The following is a 15,499-nucleotide window of genomic DNA, read 5'->3' as shown; positions in this document are numbered from 1 at the left end:
TACCTCTTTGTTTTTTACGGCAATATTTTCCTGAGCAAAGACTCAAGGGTTGCCACTTCTTCTGCCGTTAAGTTTTTTGTCAATTCCTGGTGCAGATCTTTCCCTACCAATTGATGACATTGCTCACAAAGCGCCGCGCCGTCGGGCGTTAATTGCACCAACACGCCGCGTTTGTCATTCGGATTCGGGTTACGCACGATCCAGCCTTTGCATACCAGTCTGTCCAGCATGCGGGTCAGGGCGCCGAGATCGACGGAAAGAATTTTTTTTAGTTCTACCGGGGTGATACAGGTTTGGCAGCGGATAGAACACAGCACCTTAAACTGAGTGGCAGTGATATCCAGCGGCGATAAATAGTCGTTGAGTAAACGATCTTTTTTCTGGTTAACCATATGGATTAAGCGGCCTAAAGGAATGATATCGTTAAACAGATCATTCGTGCTTTTCACAATGGTTGCCCCGGCAAGTAGATTAATCACGGCAGATATTATTGCTCAGGCAAATATAAGTCAACAGAATGGATTCCCGGATGCCACTATTTGCTAAAACGTTTCATAACGGTAAAATTTTACACGACGTAAACAACTGAATCGGTTTGCGTTAAGGTGCTGTTGCCAGTCTACAAACATCCCATTGCCGCTGTGTTAACGCTATACTGCCCGGGCTTTGACCACACAAGGAGCGTCGCGCATCATGCTTGAATTGTTTAAAGCTATCGGTCTGGGGCTGGTGGTGATACTGCCGCTGGCGAACCCGTTAACCACCGTAGCGCTGTTTTTAGGGCTGGCGGGCAATATGAATAACGCCCAGCGTAATCAACAAGCGCTGATGGCGTCGGTGTATGTCTTCATCATTATGATGGTGGCGTATTATGCCGGGCAGTTGGTGATGAACACGTTCGGCATCTCGATCCCGGGTTTGCGGATTGCCGGTGGGTTGATTGTCGCCTTTATTGGTTTTCGCATGCTGTTCCCGCAGCAAAAACCGCACGAATCGCCAGAAGCAAAAACCAAATCTGAAGAGCTGGAGGATGAGCCCGGTACCAATATCGCCTTCGTACCGCTGGCGATGCCCAGCACCGCCGGGCCGGGAACTATCGCCATGATCATCAGTTCGGCATCGACCATCCGCCACAGCTCGACATTTCCCGACTGGGTGATTTTCCTTGCGCCGCCGCTCGTCTTTGCCGCTGTATCGGTGATCTTATGGGGCAGTCTGCGCAGTTCCGGCGCGATCATGCGGCTGGTCGGCAAGGGCGGAATAGAAGCGATCTCCCGGTTAATGGGCTTTTTGCTGGTCTGCATGGGCGTGCAATTTATCATCAACGGCGTGCTGGAGATTATTACCACTTTCCACGGAGCCGCCTGATGGGCAGAGGGGTTGTGCTGGCGATCATGATGTTGATGCTGACAGGCTGTCAGCATCAACAAACCGCGCAACCGCCGCTGGGGCAGGCAAGCTTTGCCGATTATCAGTTACAAACCCGCGACTATGTACGTGCGCATCGGGCCTTTCAAACGCTGGATAAAACGGCGGAGCTGACGCTCAACACGCCGCAGGAGTGGCGCCCGTCGCAGCCTGCCCGTAAAGGCATTTTACTGATCCACGGCCTTGGCGATGGGCCTGGTTCGTTTGTCGATATTGCGCCAGCGCTGGCGAAACAGGGTTTTTTGGTGCGCACTGTCCTTTTGCCGGGGCACGGCACCCGGCCCTCTGACCTGCTGAACGTCAGCGTCGAACAGTGGCGGCAGGTGGTGCGTGAACAGGCCGATATCCTGGCAAAAGAGGTGGATACGCTGTGGCTCGGCGGCTTCTCCACCGGCGGTAATCTGGCGCTGGAGTATGCCATGACGCATCACGATAGGGTGCAGGGCTTGCTGTTATTCTCTCCGGCGTTTAAATCCAACACCGCCTACGATTTTCTCGCCCCGACGGTGGCGCTATTTCGCGACTGGTTGCGCCCGCCGAGCACGGTATTCCCGCAGCAGATCGCCACCCGTTATTTACGCGTACCGACGAATGGGTTTGCCCAGTTCTGGCGCACCAGCGCCAGCGCGCAGCAGTGGCTGGCGCGTAAAAGCTGGGACAAGCCAGCGCTGATTGTGCTCAGCGAGCATGATTCCGTGCTCAATACCCGTTGGATCCTCGACCATTTTGACCGCAGCTTTCCCCATCCCGCCAGCCGGGTGATCTGGTACGGCGCGCCGCGTCCGGAAGTGGCGAACGTCTCCCGCATTCTGGTGAAAACGGATTTTCTGCCGCAGGATCGCATCAGTCAGTTTTCGCATATGTCGGTGCTGTTTTCGCCGCAAAACCCGCTGTATGGCCGCAAAGGCAGCGTACTGCTCTGCGCCAACGGTCAGCCTGACGATGCGGCGCAGCGCTGTCTGAAGGGGGAAGAGGTGTGGTATTCCGATTGGGGGCTGGTCGAAGCGGGTAAAATTCATGCCCGCCTGACCTGGAACCCGTGGTTTGACTGGCAAACCGCAGTGATGGATAAAATGGTGTCCGAAACACTTTGAGCCACGAGCCGCTTACATATGGCTGTGGCTTACCTGTTCTTCCAGTTTTACCGGCCAGCGGCGGAAAATCACCACCGCCCATACCAGCGCGGCAATCGCCGGGATCGCACCCGCATAGCCGATGATATCCATCGACCAATGCAGGCTGATCTGGTTGCCAACCAGCGCACCGGCGCCAATGCCAATATTAAAAATGCCGGAAAACAGCGCCATTGCTACGTCAGTGGCATCGGGCGCCAGCGCCAGCACTTTCACCTGCATGCCGAGGCCGATAATCATGATCGCCATGCCCCAGAAAACGCTCAGCACCGCCAGATGCGTCTCGCTGCCGGAAGCGGGCAGCATGAACACCAGCGACAACACCAGCAGGCCAATCGCGCTACACACCAGACCGGACGCGTGCTGATTGCCCAGCTTGCCGAACAAGATACTGCCGATAATCCCCGCGCCGCCGAGGATCAGCAGCAGTACGGTGGCGAAACCGGCGCTAAAGCCAGCTACATTCTGCACAAACGGCTCAATATAGCTGTAAGCGGTGTAATGGGCGGTCACCACGACTACCGTCAGCAGGTAGATGCTCATCAGCGCCGGACGACGGAACAGCAGCGGCAGGCTTTTCAGCGATCCGGAGTGTTCGCTTGGCAGGGGCGGCAGCAGTTTTATCAGAGAAACCAGTGTGATGAGGGCGCCAAGACCGATGGCAAAGAAGGTGGTGCGCCAGCCAAAATATTGCCCGACAATGCGGCCAATCGGCAGGCCCAGCACCATCGCCAGCGCGGTACCGGTGGCGATCAGGCTCAGCGCCTGCGCGCGTTTACCGGCGGGCGCCAGGCGGATTGCCAGCGAGGCGGTGATCGACCAAAAAATCGCATGGGCGAAAGCTATACCGATGCGGCTTATCACCAGCACCTTAAAGTTCCATGCCAGAAACGACAGTACATGGCTGGCAATAAACAACACAAACAAACCAATCAACAGCTTACGACGCTCGATCTGGCTGGTCAGCAGCATAAAGGGCAGCGACATCAGCGCCACAACCCAGGCGTAGATGGTCAGCATAATCCCCACCTGCGCGGTCTCCATGTCGAAACTCTGAGCGATATCCGACAGCAACCCCACAGGCACGAACTCGGTGGTATTAAAAATAAAAGCAGCAACGGCAAGCGTTACGACCCGAAGCCACGCGACTTTTCGTGAAACGGTATTCGCAGTCATAAGGTGTTCTTGCTTGGTTAAAAAAAGAAGAGGAAGTGATCTTAAAGCTTTTGTTGGCGAAAATACAAACATTTTGTGATGTAGATCTCACTTTTCATTCAGCAAATAAATACCGATTGCATCGGTTGACAATAGCGTTCAGAAACAGAGAACGATAAAGAGGAAACGGCTATGCAAACAATTGACTTTTATATGGTGGACGCGTTTAGCGACCAAACTTTTGGCGGCAATGCCGCTGCCGTGTGCCCGCTTACCGAATGGCTGCCTGACGATCTGTTGCTGAAAATGGCGCAGCAGCATAATCAATCCGAGACCGCGTTTTTTGTCCGCAATGACACCGGTTTTGAGCTGCGCTGGTTTACCACGCAGGCGGAAATTAACCTCTGCGGGCATGCCACACTTGCCGCCGCGCACGTGATTTTTGAGTATCTGGATTACCCGTCGACGGAAATTCTCTTCGCCACCCGTTTTGTCGGCCCGTTGACGGTCACCCGTAAAGGTGACTGGCTGACGCTCGATTTCCCGGCCTGGGCAACACAAGAGGTGAGCATGCCGCCGGAACTGCTGTTGCAAACGCTGGGCATCAGTACGGCGAAAGAGGTGCGCGTGGCGCGGGATTATCTGGTAGTGCTGGAGAACCAGGCGCAGGTGGAAGCGTTACGACCGGATATCGCCGCCATGAAGCCGCTGGGAAAAATGGTCTGCGTGACCGCGCCGGGGGATGAGTACGATTTTGTCAGCCGCTTTTTCTGCCCGGGCGAATCGGTGGCGGAAGATCCGGTGACCGGCTCGGCGCACAGCATGTTGATCCCGTACTGGGGCGAGAAGCTGAATAAAACGGTGATGCAGGCGCGGCAGGTCTCTGCACGCGGCGGCGATTTACGCTGCGAATGGCGCGGGGACCGCGTGCTCATCGGTGGCCAGGCGACGCTCTATCTGCTGGGAAAAGTCTATCTGCGCTAATTCCATCGCCGCAGTGGCTTCGTCTTATCCGGCCAGGGCGATTGTGCCCTGGTTGAAGCAAAAATACTCATTTCGCTCCCTGTTCCGGTAAGCACGGCGCTTGCCCAGATCTGATAAGCACAGCGCCATCCGGTATTTCATGGTTATGTTAATGATGCGCCGCCGCAGATCACCAGCTCCTGGCCGGTGATGGCTGCGGCATCCGGCGAGAGCACAAACCCCACCAGTGCTGCGACTTCCCTTGGTGCGATCAGCCGACCGATCGGTGGTACATTCGGCGGCGAGCTTTCCCGTCCTGGCGCGCTGAGCATCGGCGTTTGCGTGGCTCCTGGAGCGACCACATTGGCGGTGATCCCGCGCGGAGCCAGCTCTGCCGCCCAGCTTCTGACCATCCCGAGCAGCGCCGCTTTGGTGGCGACATACTGCGAACGCCCTGCGGCACCGCGTGAGGTACGGCTGCCAATCACCACAATCCGTCCGCCTGGCTGTAGCTGCGGCGCGAAGTGGTTAACCAGCATTTCGGCTGCCTGCACATGCAGCCGCCACAGGCGCTGGCTGGTTGTCGCATCCAGCTCGCCAAGTGGCGCGGCAGCCATCATTCCGGCGGCGTGAATCACTGCCTGCGGTGTTTCCACCTCTGCGAACACCTGGCGCAACGCCAGCTCATCGCTTAAATCCACTTGCAGGCTGCGAAACGCAGGATGCGCCCGTTCAACCCGCGAGCGTGCAAGCCCGGTGACCTGCCAGCCCTGCGCCAGCAAATTATCGACAATGGCTTCGCCAATCCCGGAACTGGCGCCAGTAACCACAGCATGCGGCATGGTGTTAACCCTCCAGCAGTTCGCACGGCACTTTGAACACCGCTTTACGCACGGTCATCGGTTCATTCACCGCGCACAGCGCCTGATGCGGCTCGCCAGGAAGAAACACGGCGAAATCCCCGGCGCGCAGCGTCACGCTCACCGGCAATGCAGCGGCGGTGGTGATATACAAATCCGGCTTACGCTGTTCATCGCTCTCCTGCGCCAGGTATTGTGTTCCGGCATTAATCATCTCCTCACCGGCAAGCACCACCTGAATATCTGCCCATAACCGGTGATATTCGGTGTGGCGCTGCGCCTGCGGTTGGGTTTTTGCCGGGCCAATATTGCAAAACCACGCAGCCTGTTCTGGCTGCAAACGCCCGTCTTCGTACGCCTGCAGCGCGGCCAGCGAGCACTGCGGCAGCGCAAGGATGTCGCGCAGCGCGGCGGGAAGCCCGGCCTGCGGCAGGGCGTTCAGATTCCCTAAAATCATCTGTTACTCCTTCACCCACGCTGGAGAAACACGCACATATTTGATGGCCTGACGGAACCAGGTATAAGCAATGTGCAGATCGCCGTCAGCGCCCTGTTTGATGCTGGGATAAGAGAACTCGCGGTTGAGCTTTTCCTGCGAGTTGTTGGTCATGCAGTAGCCATCGCCTTCATCCAGATTGCGCTGCCACGGCCAGCTTTTACCGCCATCCGGCGAGATAGCCACCGTCATCGGCGCGCGCGGTGCGCCCCAGAAGGCGCTGCGCCCGCTGGTGACCGTCGGTTCTTTGCGCCCGTCGCCATCGTCAATCTCATCATAAAGTGAGGCGCGGCGTTCTGTGGCCCCGGCGGCGCTCATGTGGTTAAACACCAGCGCCAGCGTGCCATCGGTCAGCGTGGTTACCTGAATCGATGAGTTGTTATTCGGCAGCACGGTCGGTTCCGGCACCGACCAGCTTTCGCCGCCATCGGTGGAGTGGCTGTAATAAATATTGTCTGCCCAGCGGCTGCGGAACAGTGCCACCAGCGTACCGCCGGGCAGGGCGGTGATATTCATATGCACGCAGCCAAGGCTCTGCGGTACGTCGACATCGCGCCAGCTTTTCCCCCGATCGGCGGAGATTTTTACCGCGCTGATATCGTCATTGCCGACCCATTTTTCACCCGACTGCGTGCGGCAATAGAACACTGGCAGCAGCCAGTTGCCATTCTCCAGCACGGTAATCGGCTGGCGAATAAAGGTGCCGGGTTTGTCCAGCAGCGTGCCGATTTCCCCCCAGCTTGCGCCAAAGTCAGCCGACTGGCGGTAGCGCACAATGGCAGTGTCCTGGTTGCCGGAGATCTGAGCCGTCCACAGCAGCCACAGCGTGTTATCCGGCGCGAGGAACAGTACCGGGTTCTGCTCGGAGCGCGTCGGATCGTCCGAGAGTTTCACCGCGTCGCTCCAGCGCTGCGCGCCCGGCGCAAGGCGCGAACCGTAGACGGAAATATCCGCGACGCCTTCCTGCGAGCCGCCGAACCAGACGCAGAGTAACGTGCCGTCCGGCAGCGGCAGAATATTCGCTGCATGGTTTTGCGGGCAGGGTGACGGCAGCATCGCTGTGATAACGCGCGCGTCATGCGGTTGCGGGCGTAAAACACCATCACGATTGGTAGCGGACATATCAGACTCCATTATGTTGAACAGGTTGCGACGCATGAGAACCGGCTTTTTGCTGTGCTTTGTTGGGGATCAGGCGGTCCAGCACCATGATCACCGCCGGGGTTATCAGCGCGATATACATATTATTGATGCCAAACGGATCGCCGAGCAGATACCAGACCGAGGTCACCACGCAGGCACCAATCAGCCCGGCGTTCGCGCCCCGTGCGCTCTTAAAGAACGGCGCATAGAAAGCAATGACCGCGACCACGGAAATAGACAGGCGAATAGCGCGGGTAAAGAAAGAGAGCTTCAGCACTTCCGGGACAAACAGCACGAAAATCAGCGGCAGGAAACCAATCAGCAGCGACAGCCAGCGCGTGGCTTTAAATTCCTGTTCTGGCGTCGGGTTGCGGTAGGGGACGTAAAAATCTTTTACCACCAGCGAGGCGATAGCCAGCGCAACGGTACTGACGCTGACAAAGATGGAAGCAACAAGTGACGTTGTCACCAAACCGGCAACCCACGGATTCATATCCTGCAGGAAAATCGGCATCGCATACAGGCTGTTGATTTCCGGGTGCAGGTATTTCGCCGCCACGCCAATCACCGCAATCGCCAGCGCAATCGGCAGGCAGAAGAAAAACGCCACCCAGGTGGAACGCTTCGCCGATTTCACATCTTTGGTCGAGCAAATTGCCTGAATCACGAACTGCGTGCAGAAGATGGAACCGATGGTGCCAATCAGCCAGGCAAAAATGGTGCTGGCACCGAAGTTACCATCCCAGGTCCAGTAGTATTTCGGCATGTTCTCGATCATCGGCGTGAAACCGCCGGTTTTCGACAGAGCAAAGCCCATGATCGCCAGAATACCGAAATATTTCAGCGCGCTGTGCAGTAGCGTCACCCACGCCACACCTTTCATGCCGCCGAACGCGAAGTAGAAGGTACTGACAATGGCAGTGATAAATGCCGCCACCGGCAGATTCACTTTCAATACCGTCGAAATCGCCGCCGCGCCGCTGACGTAGTTGCCGACGTTCACCAGCAGCAGAGCGTAGATCATGATGATGGAGATGATATTTTTCGTACTGTTGCCGTACTTCTCGGCAATCGCGCCGGAGATGGTGATCTTGCCGGTGTTATAGATGCGTTTTACCAGCAGAAAGCCAAACAGCGGGAAGCCAATCGCCGCGCCGATCACCGACCAGGAGGCGGCAAAACCATCCTCAAACGCCGCCTGGGCGGTGCCGACGGTGGATTTTGCGCCGATGTATTCAGACATCAACAGAATGCCGACAATAAAGGCGGGCATCGCACGCGAGCCTTCCATAAAATCGCCGGTGTTCTTACTGCGTAAACGGAATGTCAGCCAGGTGGTGAACAGAATGTAGGCCACCACAATGCCGACGATGATGAGGGTATCTTGAGATGTAAAGGTGTTCATCTTTGCCTCTCTTCAGGGCGAGTGAATCCGGGGCGCCTGCAGCGCCCGGTTTTCTTATGACGAATGACTCCGCAATCAGTGAAGGTATTGCGTCACTATCTGGCGGATCTGTTGTAATTGTTGCTCGCTAAACGTGACGGCGTAACGGCTGTCGCCAACGTCATATCCCATGATTTGTAATGCTTTTTTGACCGCGGCCGGGGAAAACGCCACGTTATACAGGTCGGTGCGCAGCCTGGTGACGCTCTCCTGCGCCGCGTGGGAACCGGCAATATCTCCGGTGGTAAAACATGACCAGATGGCATTGATCGCCTGCGGCGCAACGTTTGCCAGACCGGAAATACAGGCTGAACAGCCGTCGACGAATCCCTGATGGATCAGGGAGTCCGGGCCGTTTAACACGTCGAAACTGCTAATATCGCTGACAGCATGCAAAAAACCGTTCAGGCTCTCATAGCTGCCCGCGCTGTCTTTGATGCCGATGATATTGGGGTGCGCTGCCAGCGTGCGCGCGGTTTGCGGTTCGATAGTGTTGCCGGTACGCGCCGGGATGTTATAGAGAAAAACCGGCACGCTTAACGCGTCCGCCACGGCGGTGTAATGGGCAATAAGTTCATCCTGTTTCAACGGCACGAACCAGGGGGTGATCACTGAAACGGCATCGACGCCGAGCTTTTCAATCTCTTTGCCCAGACGAACGGTTTCCCGCGTCGAGATCTCGCCAATATGCGCCACGACCGGCGCGCGACCGGCCACTTCATCGACGCAGGTGGCGGCGACGGCCACTTTTTCTTGCGCGTTCAGCACGAAGAATTCGCCATTGGTGCCGCCGCAAAAGATGCCGTTTCCGGCGTCGAGCTGGCGATTGATCTGCTGTTTCAGCGCCTGTGGGTTGAAAGCGCCCCCGGTGTCAAAAGGCGTGACAATGGCGGTCAGTACGCCTTTTATAGGTTTGTTCATCACAATTCCTCTGTTTGTGCCGGATGGCGGCTGCGCCATCCGATAATCACGTCATGCATTAAAACAATGTCTGATAAATCGCCTGTACATCCTCATGGCTGACGGTGCAGGGCGCGTTATTCATCAACCGCTTAACATTGAGGGCCGCGTCGCTCAGCGCCGGAATATCGGCACGCGGTACGCCGAGCGCTTCGAGGTTGTCCGGCAGATTCAGGCGCTTCACTAGTGCAGCAAACCACGTCACCAGCGCATGGGATTTCTCCTCTGCACTCAGCGAGGTGTCCGCATCTGGCAGCAGATCCCACACCTGGGCGAATTTCTCCACGGCGTGCGGGCGCACCACTTTCATGCAGGGCGCGAGCAGAATGGCGTTCGCCACGCCGTGCGGCAGGTGATATTTGCCGCCCAGCGGATAAGAGAGCGCATGCACCAGATGGGTTCCGGCATGGGTAATCGCCGCACCGCCGTAATAAGAGGCCCACAACATCTCCAGCCGCGCATTGAGATTGTGCGGTTCATTAACTGCGGTTTCGATATTGCGCAGCAGCTTGTAGAGGCCGATCAGCGCGACGTTATCGCTGACCGGATTGGCGATGGTGGCAGTAAAGCACTCAATCAGATGACACAGCGCGTCGATGCCGGTCGAAGAGGCAATGTGCGCGGGCATGCTGGTGGTCAACTCCGGGATCAGCGCCACATAATCCGGCAGCATTACCGGTGAAATGATGCCGATTTTGGTGTCCTGTTCAGGAATGGCCAGAATCGCATTCGGCGTGGCTTCCGAGCCGGTACCGGCAGTGGCCGGGATCAGCAGCGAGCCGATGCGCGCCGTCGGCTTCTCGCCTTTCAACAGCGCATCAAGACCCGGTGACACCGGGTGACACAGCACGGAGAGAAGCTTCGCCACATCCAGCACGCTACCGCCGCCAATGCCAACCACCAGATCAAATGCGGTGATATGTAATGCACCGACAATTTTCGCGACGTCGTGCTGGCTTGGTTCCGGCGGTACATTGTCAATCAATTGAACGTGTCTGCCATCGCTCTCCAGCAGGGCGCGAATCTGTTGTGTCGCTGCGAGCTTAATAATGTTGCCGTCGCTGACCAGCAGGACGTTCTTTTTACCGGCCAGCAGCGGAGCAATGGCCGGAATCGCCCCCGCGCCGCTAATCAGTGTGCTGTTAATGGTTACCACGACCTTCTCCTGTCTCTGTTATGGTGATTAATCTCAATCATCAGATAGCAATCACCGTCACTACATGGCCTAAATTTATAATTTATTCACAAACTGATTAAGTTGATCTTGCTCACATATAATCAATCATGATTGAATATAATCATAACCAGAACATAATGACCCGGAGAAGGGATGAACGAACAACTGGTGGTGAAAGAGGTCGTGATCCTCGCGGATGATTTCACCGGCGCAAACGACGCCGGTGTCAGCCTGGCGCAGGCGGGTATGCACGTTGAAGTGGCGCTGACGGCAGGTTATGTAAGCCAGGCACAGGCGCTGATCTACAACAGCGACAGTCGGGCGTTGACGGCTCAGGAAGCCGCCGCGCGCATTCACGCGCTGACTGCGGAGATCGGCACCCATTACGCACCGCGCTGGTTAGTGAAAAAAATCGACTCCACCCTGCGCGGCAATATCGGCGCGGAAGTCGCCGCTATGATGCAAGTGCTGCAGGCAACGGCGGCCGTTATCGCCCCGGCATTTCCCCAGGCCGGGCGCATCACCCGCAACGGGCAGTGTTATGTGCAGGGCGTGCTGCTGACGGAAACCGAATTTGCCAGCGACCCGAAAACACCGGTGCAAAGCGCGGATATCGGCAGCCTGCTGGCGGCGCACAGCACGGCGGAATGTCGCTATCTGCAACCGGCGCAACTGGCGGAAGCACTGGCGCAGGCGACCGCAGATGCACCGCCGTTGCTGGTGGTGGATGCGCAGACCGATGCCGATCTCGATTTGATTATTGCCCAAACGACACGCGCCGCCACGCCGCCGCTGCTGGTGGGTTCCGCCGGGCTGTGCGATGCGCTGGCACGCCATCTGGCACCGCAAAAACCGGTCGCGCTACTGGCAATAATTGGCTCTATGAGCGAAATCGCTCAACAGCAACTGGAGCAGACCGCAACGCACCCGCGCGTGACGCGCCTGCTGATTGATGTTGATGCGGCACTGGACGCTGATAGCGCCGCATACCGGCAGGCGATTATTACCGCGCTGCGCGCTGGCGAGCACTGCCTGGTACACACCTGTCCGGATGTGCAGGCGCGTCATCAAATTGCGGCGCTGTGCGCTCGTCGCGGCCTGAACCGCAGTGAACTGGGTGAGCAAATTTGCGCATTTCTGGCGCAATTAACGCGCGAGGTGCTGAGTGAGGTGACGCCTGCGGCGCTCTATCTCTCCGGCGGCGATGTTGCTGTGGCGGTGGCGCAGGCGCTGGGTGCGCGTGGTTTTCATATTCAGGGGCGAGCCGCAGGTTGCGTGCCCTGGGGCTATTTTACAGGTTGCGAGTGGCAACGACCGGTGATGACCAGGGCGGGTGGCTTTGGCGACAAAACGACCTTGCTTAAGGTTCTGCATTTTATCGAGGAGAAATCGAGTGACTAATATCATTGCTGTAACGATGGGCGACCCGGCGGGTATTGGCCCGGAGATTATTATTAAATCGCTGGTCGAAGGCGAGTTATCCGGTGCGCCGGTGGTGGTGGTGGGATGTGCGCGCACCTTCCAGCGCATTCTGGCGATGAATATTACCCCGCGTGCGGAACTGAAGGTCATTGATCGGATTGCCGACGCGCGTTTTGCGCCGGGCGTGATCAACGTCATTGATGAGCCGCTGGAGGATGCTGATGCGCTGCAACCGGGCGTGGTGCAAGCGCAGGCGGGCGATTTGGCGTATCGCTGCATCAAACGTGCGACCTCGCTGGCAATGAACGGTGAGGTAAAAGCGATAGCGACCGCGCCGCTGAATAAAGAGGCGCTGCACCTTGCCGGGCACCACTATCCGGGGCATACCGAACTGCTGGCGTATCTGACTGACAGCAAAGATTACGCGATGGTGCTTTACACCGATAAGCTGAAAGTGATCCACATCACCACGCATATTGCGCTGCGGAAGTTCCTCGATACCCTCAATCAGGATCGCGTAAAAACCGTGATTCGCGTAGCCGATACGTTCCTCAAACGCGTCGGTTACGATAACCCGCGCATTGCCGTGGCCGGGGTTAACCCGCACGCCGGCGAAAACGGTCTGTTTGGCGATGAAGAGATCAACATTGTCGGCCCGGCGGTGAATGCCATGAAAGCAGAAGGGCTGAATGTTACCGGTCCGTGCCCGCCGGATACGGTGTTTATGCAGTGCCACGAAGGGATGTATGACATGGTAGTGGCGATGTACCACGATCAGGGTCATATTCCGTTAAAATTGCTGGGATTTTACGATGGCGTTAATATCACCGCGGGTCTGCCTTTTATCCGTACCTCGGCGGATCACGGCACCGCATTTGATATCGCCTGGCGCGGCAAAGCGAAAGCAGAGAGTATGGCGGTATCCATCCAGTTAGCTATGCAAATTACACGGGAATAATATGAAGGGATATAACCGGTTAGAGCAGATAATGGATTACCTGAAAGGGCATAATCTGGTGACGGTGGATCAACTGGTTGCGGCAACCGATGCTTCGCCAGCCACCATTCGCCGCGATTTGATTAAACTCGATCAGGAAGGCGTAATCAGCCGCACCCACGGCGGTGTGACGCTGAACCGGTTTATCCCCTCGCAGCCCACCACCAGCGAGAAAATGCAGCGTAACCTGGCGGAGAAACACGCCATTGCTTGCGTGGCGGCGGCGCTGGTGAAAGCGGGCGACGCCATTGTGCTTGATGCCGGAACGACGATGATTGAACTGGCGCGCCAGTTAACCCATCTGCCGCTGCGGGTGATCACCAGCGACTTGCATATCGCGCTGTTTCTCTCGGAATTTAAGCAGATTGAAGTGACGATTATCGGCGGACGCATTGATGATTCCAGCCAGTCATGCATTGGCGAGCACGGACGCAAACTGCTGCAAAATATCTGGCCGGACTGGGCGTTTGTCAGCTGTAACGGCTGGGATTTTGAACGTGGCATTACCGCGCCAACGGAGGAAAAAGCCGCGCTGAAGCACGATCTGATCGTCAATGCGAAGCGGCGGGTATTGCTGGCCGACAGCAGCAAATATGGCGCGTGGTCGCTGTTTAACGTGGCGAAACTCGATTCGCTGACGGATATCATTACTGACGCACAGCTCAGCCCGGAGATCCGCCAGCAGCTTGAAGTGTTGCCAGGGCGGCTAACCATCGCCGGTTAACCGCACGGGCTTCAGGGGAGGCGGGCGATATTGGCTTTAATGACCGCGACGGAGTGATTGAATTTCGCCACTTCGTCACCTTCCAGTTGTAACTCAATAATCTGCTGGACGCCGCTTTGCGTCAGCACGGCAGGCACGCCAATCGCTACATCTTTTACGCCGTATTCACCGTCGAGAACGCAGGAGATTGCCAGCGCGCGGTGGCTGCCGGTAAAGATATTGCGGCAGATCTCGGCGATAGTTCCGGCAATACCGTACTCGGTACAGCCTTTACGGTTATAGATCTCAAAGCCGTGGCGGCGCACTTTGTCTGCCAGCGCGTCGAAATCCAGGGATTGCCCGGTTTTGCGCAGGTAGACATCGGCAATCGGCGAACCGTACACCGAGGAGTGTGACCACACCGGAAATTGCGTATCGCCATGTTCGCCGAGAATAAACGCATCAATACTCTGTGCGCCAATATCCAGCGCCTGCGCCAGCGTGCGACGCAGGCGTGTGGTATCCAGCCAGACACCGGTGCCGATCACCTGGCTGCGCGGCAGGCCGGAGAGTTGCCATACTTGCCAGGTAATGATGTCGCACGGGTTGGTGGCGACGAGGAAAATACCGTTAAAACCGTTGGCCATCATTGCCGGAACAATGTTTTTGACGATCCGCGCCGTGTTGGTCAGTTCATCCAGCCGCGTCTGGCCCGGCTGTAATGGGCCGCCCGAGACGGTAATGACCGCAATGTCGATATCGGCGCACTCTTCCACCGGGCGCGTGGAGATGGTCATCATGCCGGGCATATACGCGGCGGCATCCGCCAGATCCTGAACGTGGCCTTCCACGCGCTGCTGATTGAGATCGACGAGGATCAACTCCTCGCAAATGTTCTGGTTCAGCAGGGCATACGCGGCGGACGCGCCCACATTTCCTGTGCCGATAATCATCACCTTACGGGCTTTGGTATTCATGCAAATTCCACTAGCAGAGTTAGATATGGGCGTAAATTACCGTTACTTATCCCTGTGATGCAACGCTGCGCCGGAGATATAAATTATTCCTATGACAGCGTCCGTGCTTTGCGCGGTTATTTTTTACAAGGTGATAACAACAAGGAGCACACGATGTACAGTATTGTCGAAGCGAGCGCTTCACAACCCGATGTCATAGCACTGATTGCTGAGCTTGATCGCTACCAGGCGGCGCTCTATCCGGCGGAAAGTAACCATCTGCTCGATCTGGCCTCACTGCCTGACGAGACGCTGATTCTGCGCAAGATCCTCCATCTGGAGCAGGCCGTTGGCTGCGGCGCGGTGGTGCTGAACCACGACGGTAGCGGCGAGATGAAGCGGGTATTTATCGATCCCACACACCGCGGGCAGCAACTGGGGGAGAAACTGATTGCCGCGCTGGAACAGGCAGCAGCAGGGCGCGCCTGCCATACGTTGCGGCTGGAAACCGGCATCGAGCAGCATGCGGCGATAAAACTGTATCAGCGCTGTGGCTACCAGATCCGCGATGCATTTGCGCCGTATCAGCCGGATCCGCTGAGCATTTTTATGGAGAAAGCGCTGGGCTGAACGCATTGCCGCGCACGCGTACAGGCGTCCGT

General features: G+C 57.0%; 16 protein-coding genes. 7 read left to right on the top strand and 9 right to left on the bottom strand.

Annotated elements, in window-relative coordinates:
• Positions 1 to 14 precede the first annotated feature (14 nt).
• Positions 15 to 449: a multiple antibiotic resistance transcriptional regulator MarR gene (gene marR, locus DK872_RS20570; RefSeq protein WP_007374915.1), complete on the bottom strand. Its 435-nt coding sequence runs from the start codon at positions 447 to 449 to the stop codon at positions 15 to 17.
• A gap of 244 nt (positions 450 to 693) precedes the next feature.
• Between marR and DK872_RS20565 the strand changes: the two genes are divergently transcribed.
• A complete protein-coding gene (locus DK872_RS20565; RefSeq protein ID WP_007374916.1) occupies positions 694 to 1,368 on the top strand; it encodes a MarC family NAAT transporter in 675 nt (224 codons plus the stop codon).
• Positions 1,368 to 2,522 carry a carboxylesterase gene (locus DK872_RS20560; protein WP_007374917.1) on the top strand — a complete coding sequence of 385 codons (1,155 nt, stop codon included), beginning with the start codon at positions 1,368 to 1,370 and terminating at the stop codon, positions 2,520 to 2,522. The genes DK872_RS20565 and DK872_RS20560 overlap by 1 nt, the downstream gene beginning before the upstream one ends.
• Positions 2,523 to 2,534: 12 nt before the next feature.
• On the opposite strand, the gene DK872_RS20555 is transcribed toward DK872_RS20560, so the two are convergent.
• Positions 2,535 to 3,737, bottom strand: a complete 1,203-nt coding sequence (locus tag DK872_RS20555; RefSeq protein ID WP_161518775.1) for a sugar transporter — start codon at positions 3,735 to 3,737, stop codon at positions 2,535 to 2,537.
• A gap of 171 nt (positions 3,738 to 3,908) precedes the next feature.
• Between DK872_RS20555 and DK872_RS20550 the strand changes: the two genes are divergently transcribed.
• Entirely contained in the window at positions 3,909 to 4,700 is a 792-nt protein-coding gene (locus tag DK872_RS20550) for a PhzF family phenazine biosynthesis protein (RefSeq protein WP_107146158.1), read from the top strand.
• 143 nt (positions 4,701 to 4,843) lie between these two features.
• Here DK872_RS20550 and DK872_RS20545 read toward each other — a convergent pair whose 3' ends face one another.
• From DK872_RS20545 to DK872_RS20520, 6 genes are all read right to left on the bottom strand, one after another.
• Positions 4,844 to 5,521 carry an SDR family NAD(P)-dependent oxidoreductase gene (locus tag DK872_RS20545; protein ID WP_161518774.1) on the bottom strand — a complete coding sequence of 226 codons (678 nt, stop codon included), beginning with the start codon at positions 5,519 to 5,521 and terminating at the stop codon, positions 4,844 to 4,846.
• Positions 5,522 to 5,525: 4 nt separating this feature from the next.
• Complete coding sequence (locus tag DK872_RS20540; RefSeq protein WP_161518773.1) at positions 5,526 to 5,996, bottom strand: YhcH/YjgK/YiaL family protein; 471 nt, start codon at positions 5,994 to 5,996, stop codon at positions 5,526 to 5,528.
• Between the two features lie 3 nt (positions 5,997 to 5,999).
• Positions 6,000 to 7,157, bottom strand: a complete 1,158-nt coding sequence (locus tag DK872_RS20535) for an exo-alpha-sialidase (RefSeq protein ID WP_161518772.1) — start codon at positions 7,155 to 7,157, stop codon at positions 6,000 to 6,002.
• Position 7,158: 1 nt separating this feature from the next.
• On the bottom strand, positions 7,159 to 8,583 hold the full coding sequence (locus DK872_RS20530; protein ID WP_007374924.1) for a sodium:solute symporter family protein: 1,425 nt from the start codon (positions 8,581 to 8,583) through the stop codon (positions 7,159 to 7,161).
• Between the two features lie 75 nt (positions 8,584 to 8,658).
• A complete protein-coding gene (locus DK872_RS20525) occupies positions 8,659 to 9,543 on the bottom strand; it encodes a dihydrodipicolinate synthase family protein (protein WP_071921850.1) in 885 nt (294 codons plus the stop codon).
• 58 nt (positions 9,544 to 9,601) lie between these two features.
• A complete protein-coding gene (locus DK872_RS20520; protein ID WP_161518771.1) occupies positions 9,602 to 10,738 on the bottom strand; it encodes an iron-containing alcohol dehydrogenase in 1,137 nt (378 codons plus the stop codon).
• A 174-nt stretch (positions 10,739 to 10,912) separates the two neighbouring features.
• Here DK872_RS20520 and DK872_RS20515 point away from each other — a divergent pair, with 174 nt between their 5' ends.
• The 3 genes from DK872_RS20515 to DK872_RS20505 are packed head-to-tail and all read left to right on the top strand — an operon-like array spanning position 10,913 to position 13,902.
• Positions 10,913 to 12,160, top strand: coding sequence for a four-carbon acid sugar kinase family protein (locus tag DK872_RS20515; RefSeq protein ID WP_161518770.1), 1,248 nt, complete (start codon positions 10,913 to 10,915; stop codon positions 12,158 to 12,160).
• Entirely contained in the window at positions 12,153 to 13,139 is a 987-nt protein-coding gene (locus DK872_RS20510) for a D-threonate 4-phosphate dehydrogenase (RefSeq protein ID WP_144135442.1), read from the top strand. Before DK872_RS20515 ends, DK872_RS20510 begins: the two co-directional genes overlap by 8 nt.
• A 1-nt stretch (position 13,140) precedes the next feature.
• Positions 13,141 to 13,902 (top strand): DeoR/GlpR family DNA-binding transcription regulator, encoded by a 762-nt coding sequence (locus tag DK872_RS20505; protein ID WP_161518769.1) that lies wholly within the window; start codon positions 13,141 to 13,143, stop codon positions 13,900 to 13,902.
• 11 nt (positions 13,903 to 13,913) lie between these two features.
• Here DK872_RS20505 and DK872_RS20500 read toward each other — a convergent pair whose 3' ends face one another.
• The gene (locus tag DK872_RS20500; protein WP_007374930.1) at positions 13,914 to 14,858 is read right to left on the bottom strand and encodes an L-lactate dehydrogenase; all 945 of its coding nucleotides are present in this window, start codon (positions 14,856 to 14,858) and stop codon (positions 13,914 to 13,916) included.
• 153 nt (positions 14,859 to 15,011) lie between these two features.
• On the opposite strand from DK872_RS20500, the gene DK872_RS20495 reads away from it, so the two are divergent.
• The gene (locus tag DK872_RS20495; RefSeq protein ID WP_090396950.1) at positions 15,012 to 15,467 is read left to right on the top strand and encodes a GNAT family N-acetyltransferase; all 456 of its coding nucleotides are present in this window, start codon (positions 15,012 to 15,014) and stop codon (positions 15,465 to 15,467) included.
• The last annotated feature ends 32 nt before the right edge of the window (positions 15,468 to 15,499 follow it).

The sequence above is a fragment of the Kosakonia sp. MH5 genome (assembly GCF_009935945.1).
GTDB lineage: Bacteria > Pseudomonadota > Gammaproteobacteria > Enterobacterales > Enterobacteriaceae > Kosakonia > Kosakonia radicincitans.
This window is presented reverse-complemented; position numbering and strand designations above follow the sequence as displayed.

What these genes read in the sequence shown, in the direction of transcription:
- DK872_RS20565 (WP_007374916.1), top strand. Translation starts at nt 694, where the DNA reads ATGCTTGAATTGTTTAAAGCTATCGGTCTGGGGCTGGTGGTGATACTG.
- DK872_RS20505 (WP_161518769.1), top strand. Translation starts at nt 13,141, where the DNA reads ATGAAGGGATATAACCGGTTAGAGCAGATAATGGATTACCTGAAAGGG.
- DK872_RS20545 (WP_161518774.1), bottom strand. Translation starts at nt 5,521, where the DNA reads ATGCCGCATGCTGTGGTTACTGGCGCCAGTTCCGGGATTGGCGAAGCC.
- DK872_RS20535 (WP_161518772.1), bottom strand. Translation starts at nt 7,157, where the DNA reads ATGTCCGCTACCAATCGTGATGGTGTTTTACGCCCGCAACCGCATGAC.
- DK872_RS20525 (WP_071921850.1), bottom strand. Translation starts at nt 9,543, where the DNA reads ATGAACAAACCTATAAAAGGCGTACTGACCGCCATTGTCACGCCTTTT.
- DK872_RS20500 (WP_007374930.1), bottom strand. Translation starts at nt 14,858, where the DNA reads ATGAATACCAAAGCCCGTAAGGTGATGATTATCGGCACAGGAAATGTG.
- DK872_RS20515 (WP_161518770.1), top strand. Translation starts at nt 10,913, where the DNA reads ATGAACGAACAACTGGTGGTGAAAGAGGTCGTGATCCTCGCGGATGAT.
- DK872_RS20495 (WP_090396950.1), top strand. Translation starts at nt 15,012, where the DNA reads ATGTACAGTATTGTCGAAGCGAGCGCTTCACAACCCGATGTCATAGCA.
- DK872_RS20555 (WP_161518775.1), bottom strand. Translation starts at nt 3,737, where the DNA reads ATGACTGCGAATACCGTTTCACGAAAAGTCGCGTGGCTTCGGGTCGTA.
- DK872_RS20560 (WP_007374917.1), top strand. Translation starts at nt 1,368, where the DNA reads ATGGGCAGAGGGGTTGTGCTGGCGATCATGATGTTGATGCTGACAGGC.
- DK872_RS20540 (WP_161518773.1), bottom strand. Translation starts at nt 5,996, where the DNA reads ATGATTTTAGGGAATCTGAACGCCCTGCCGCAGGCCGGGCTTCCCGCC.
- DK872_RS20530 (WP_007374924.1), bottom strand. Translation starts at nt 8,583, where the DNA reads ATGAACACCTTTACATCTCAAGATACCCTCATCATCGTCGGCATTGTG.
- DK872_RS20550 (WP_107146158.1), top strand. Translation starts at nt 3,909, where the DNA reads ATGCAAACAATTGACTTTTATATGGTGGACGCGTTTAGCGACCAAACT.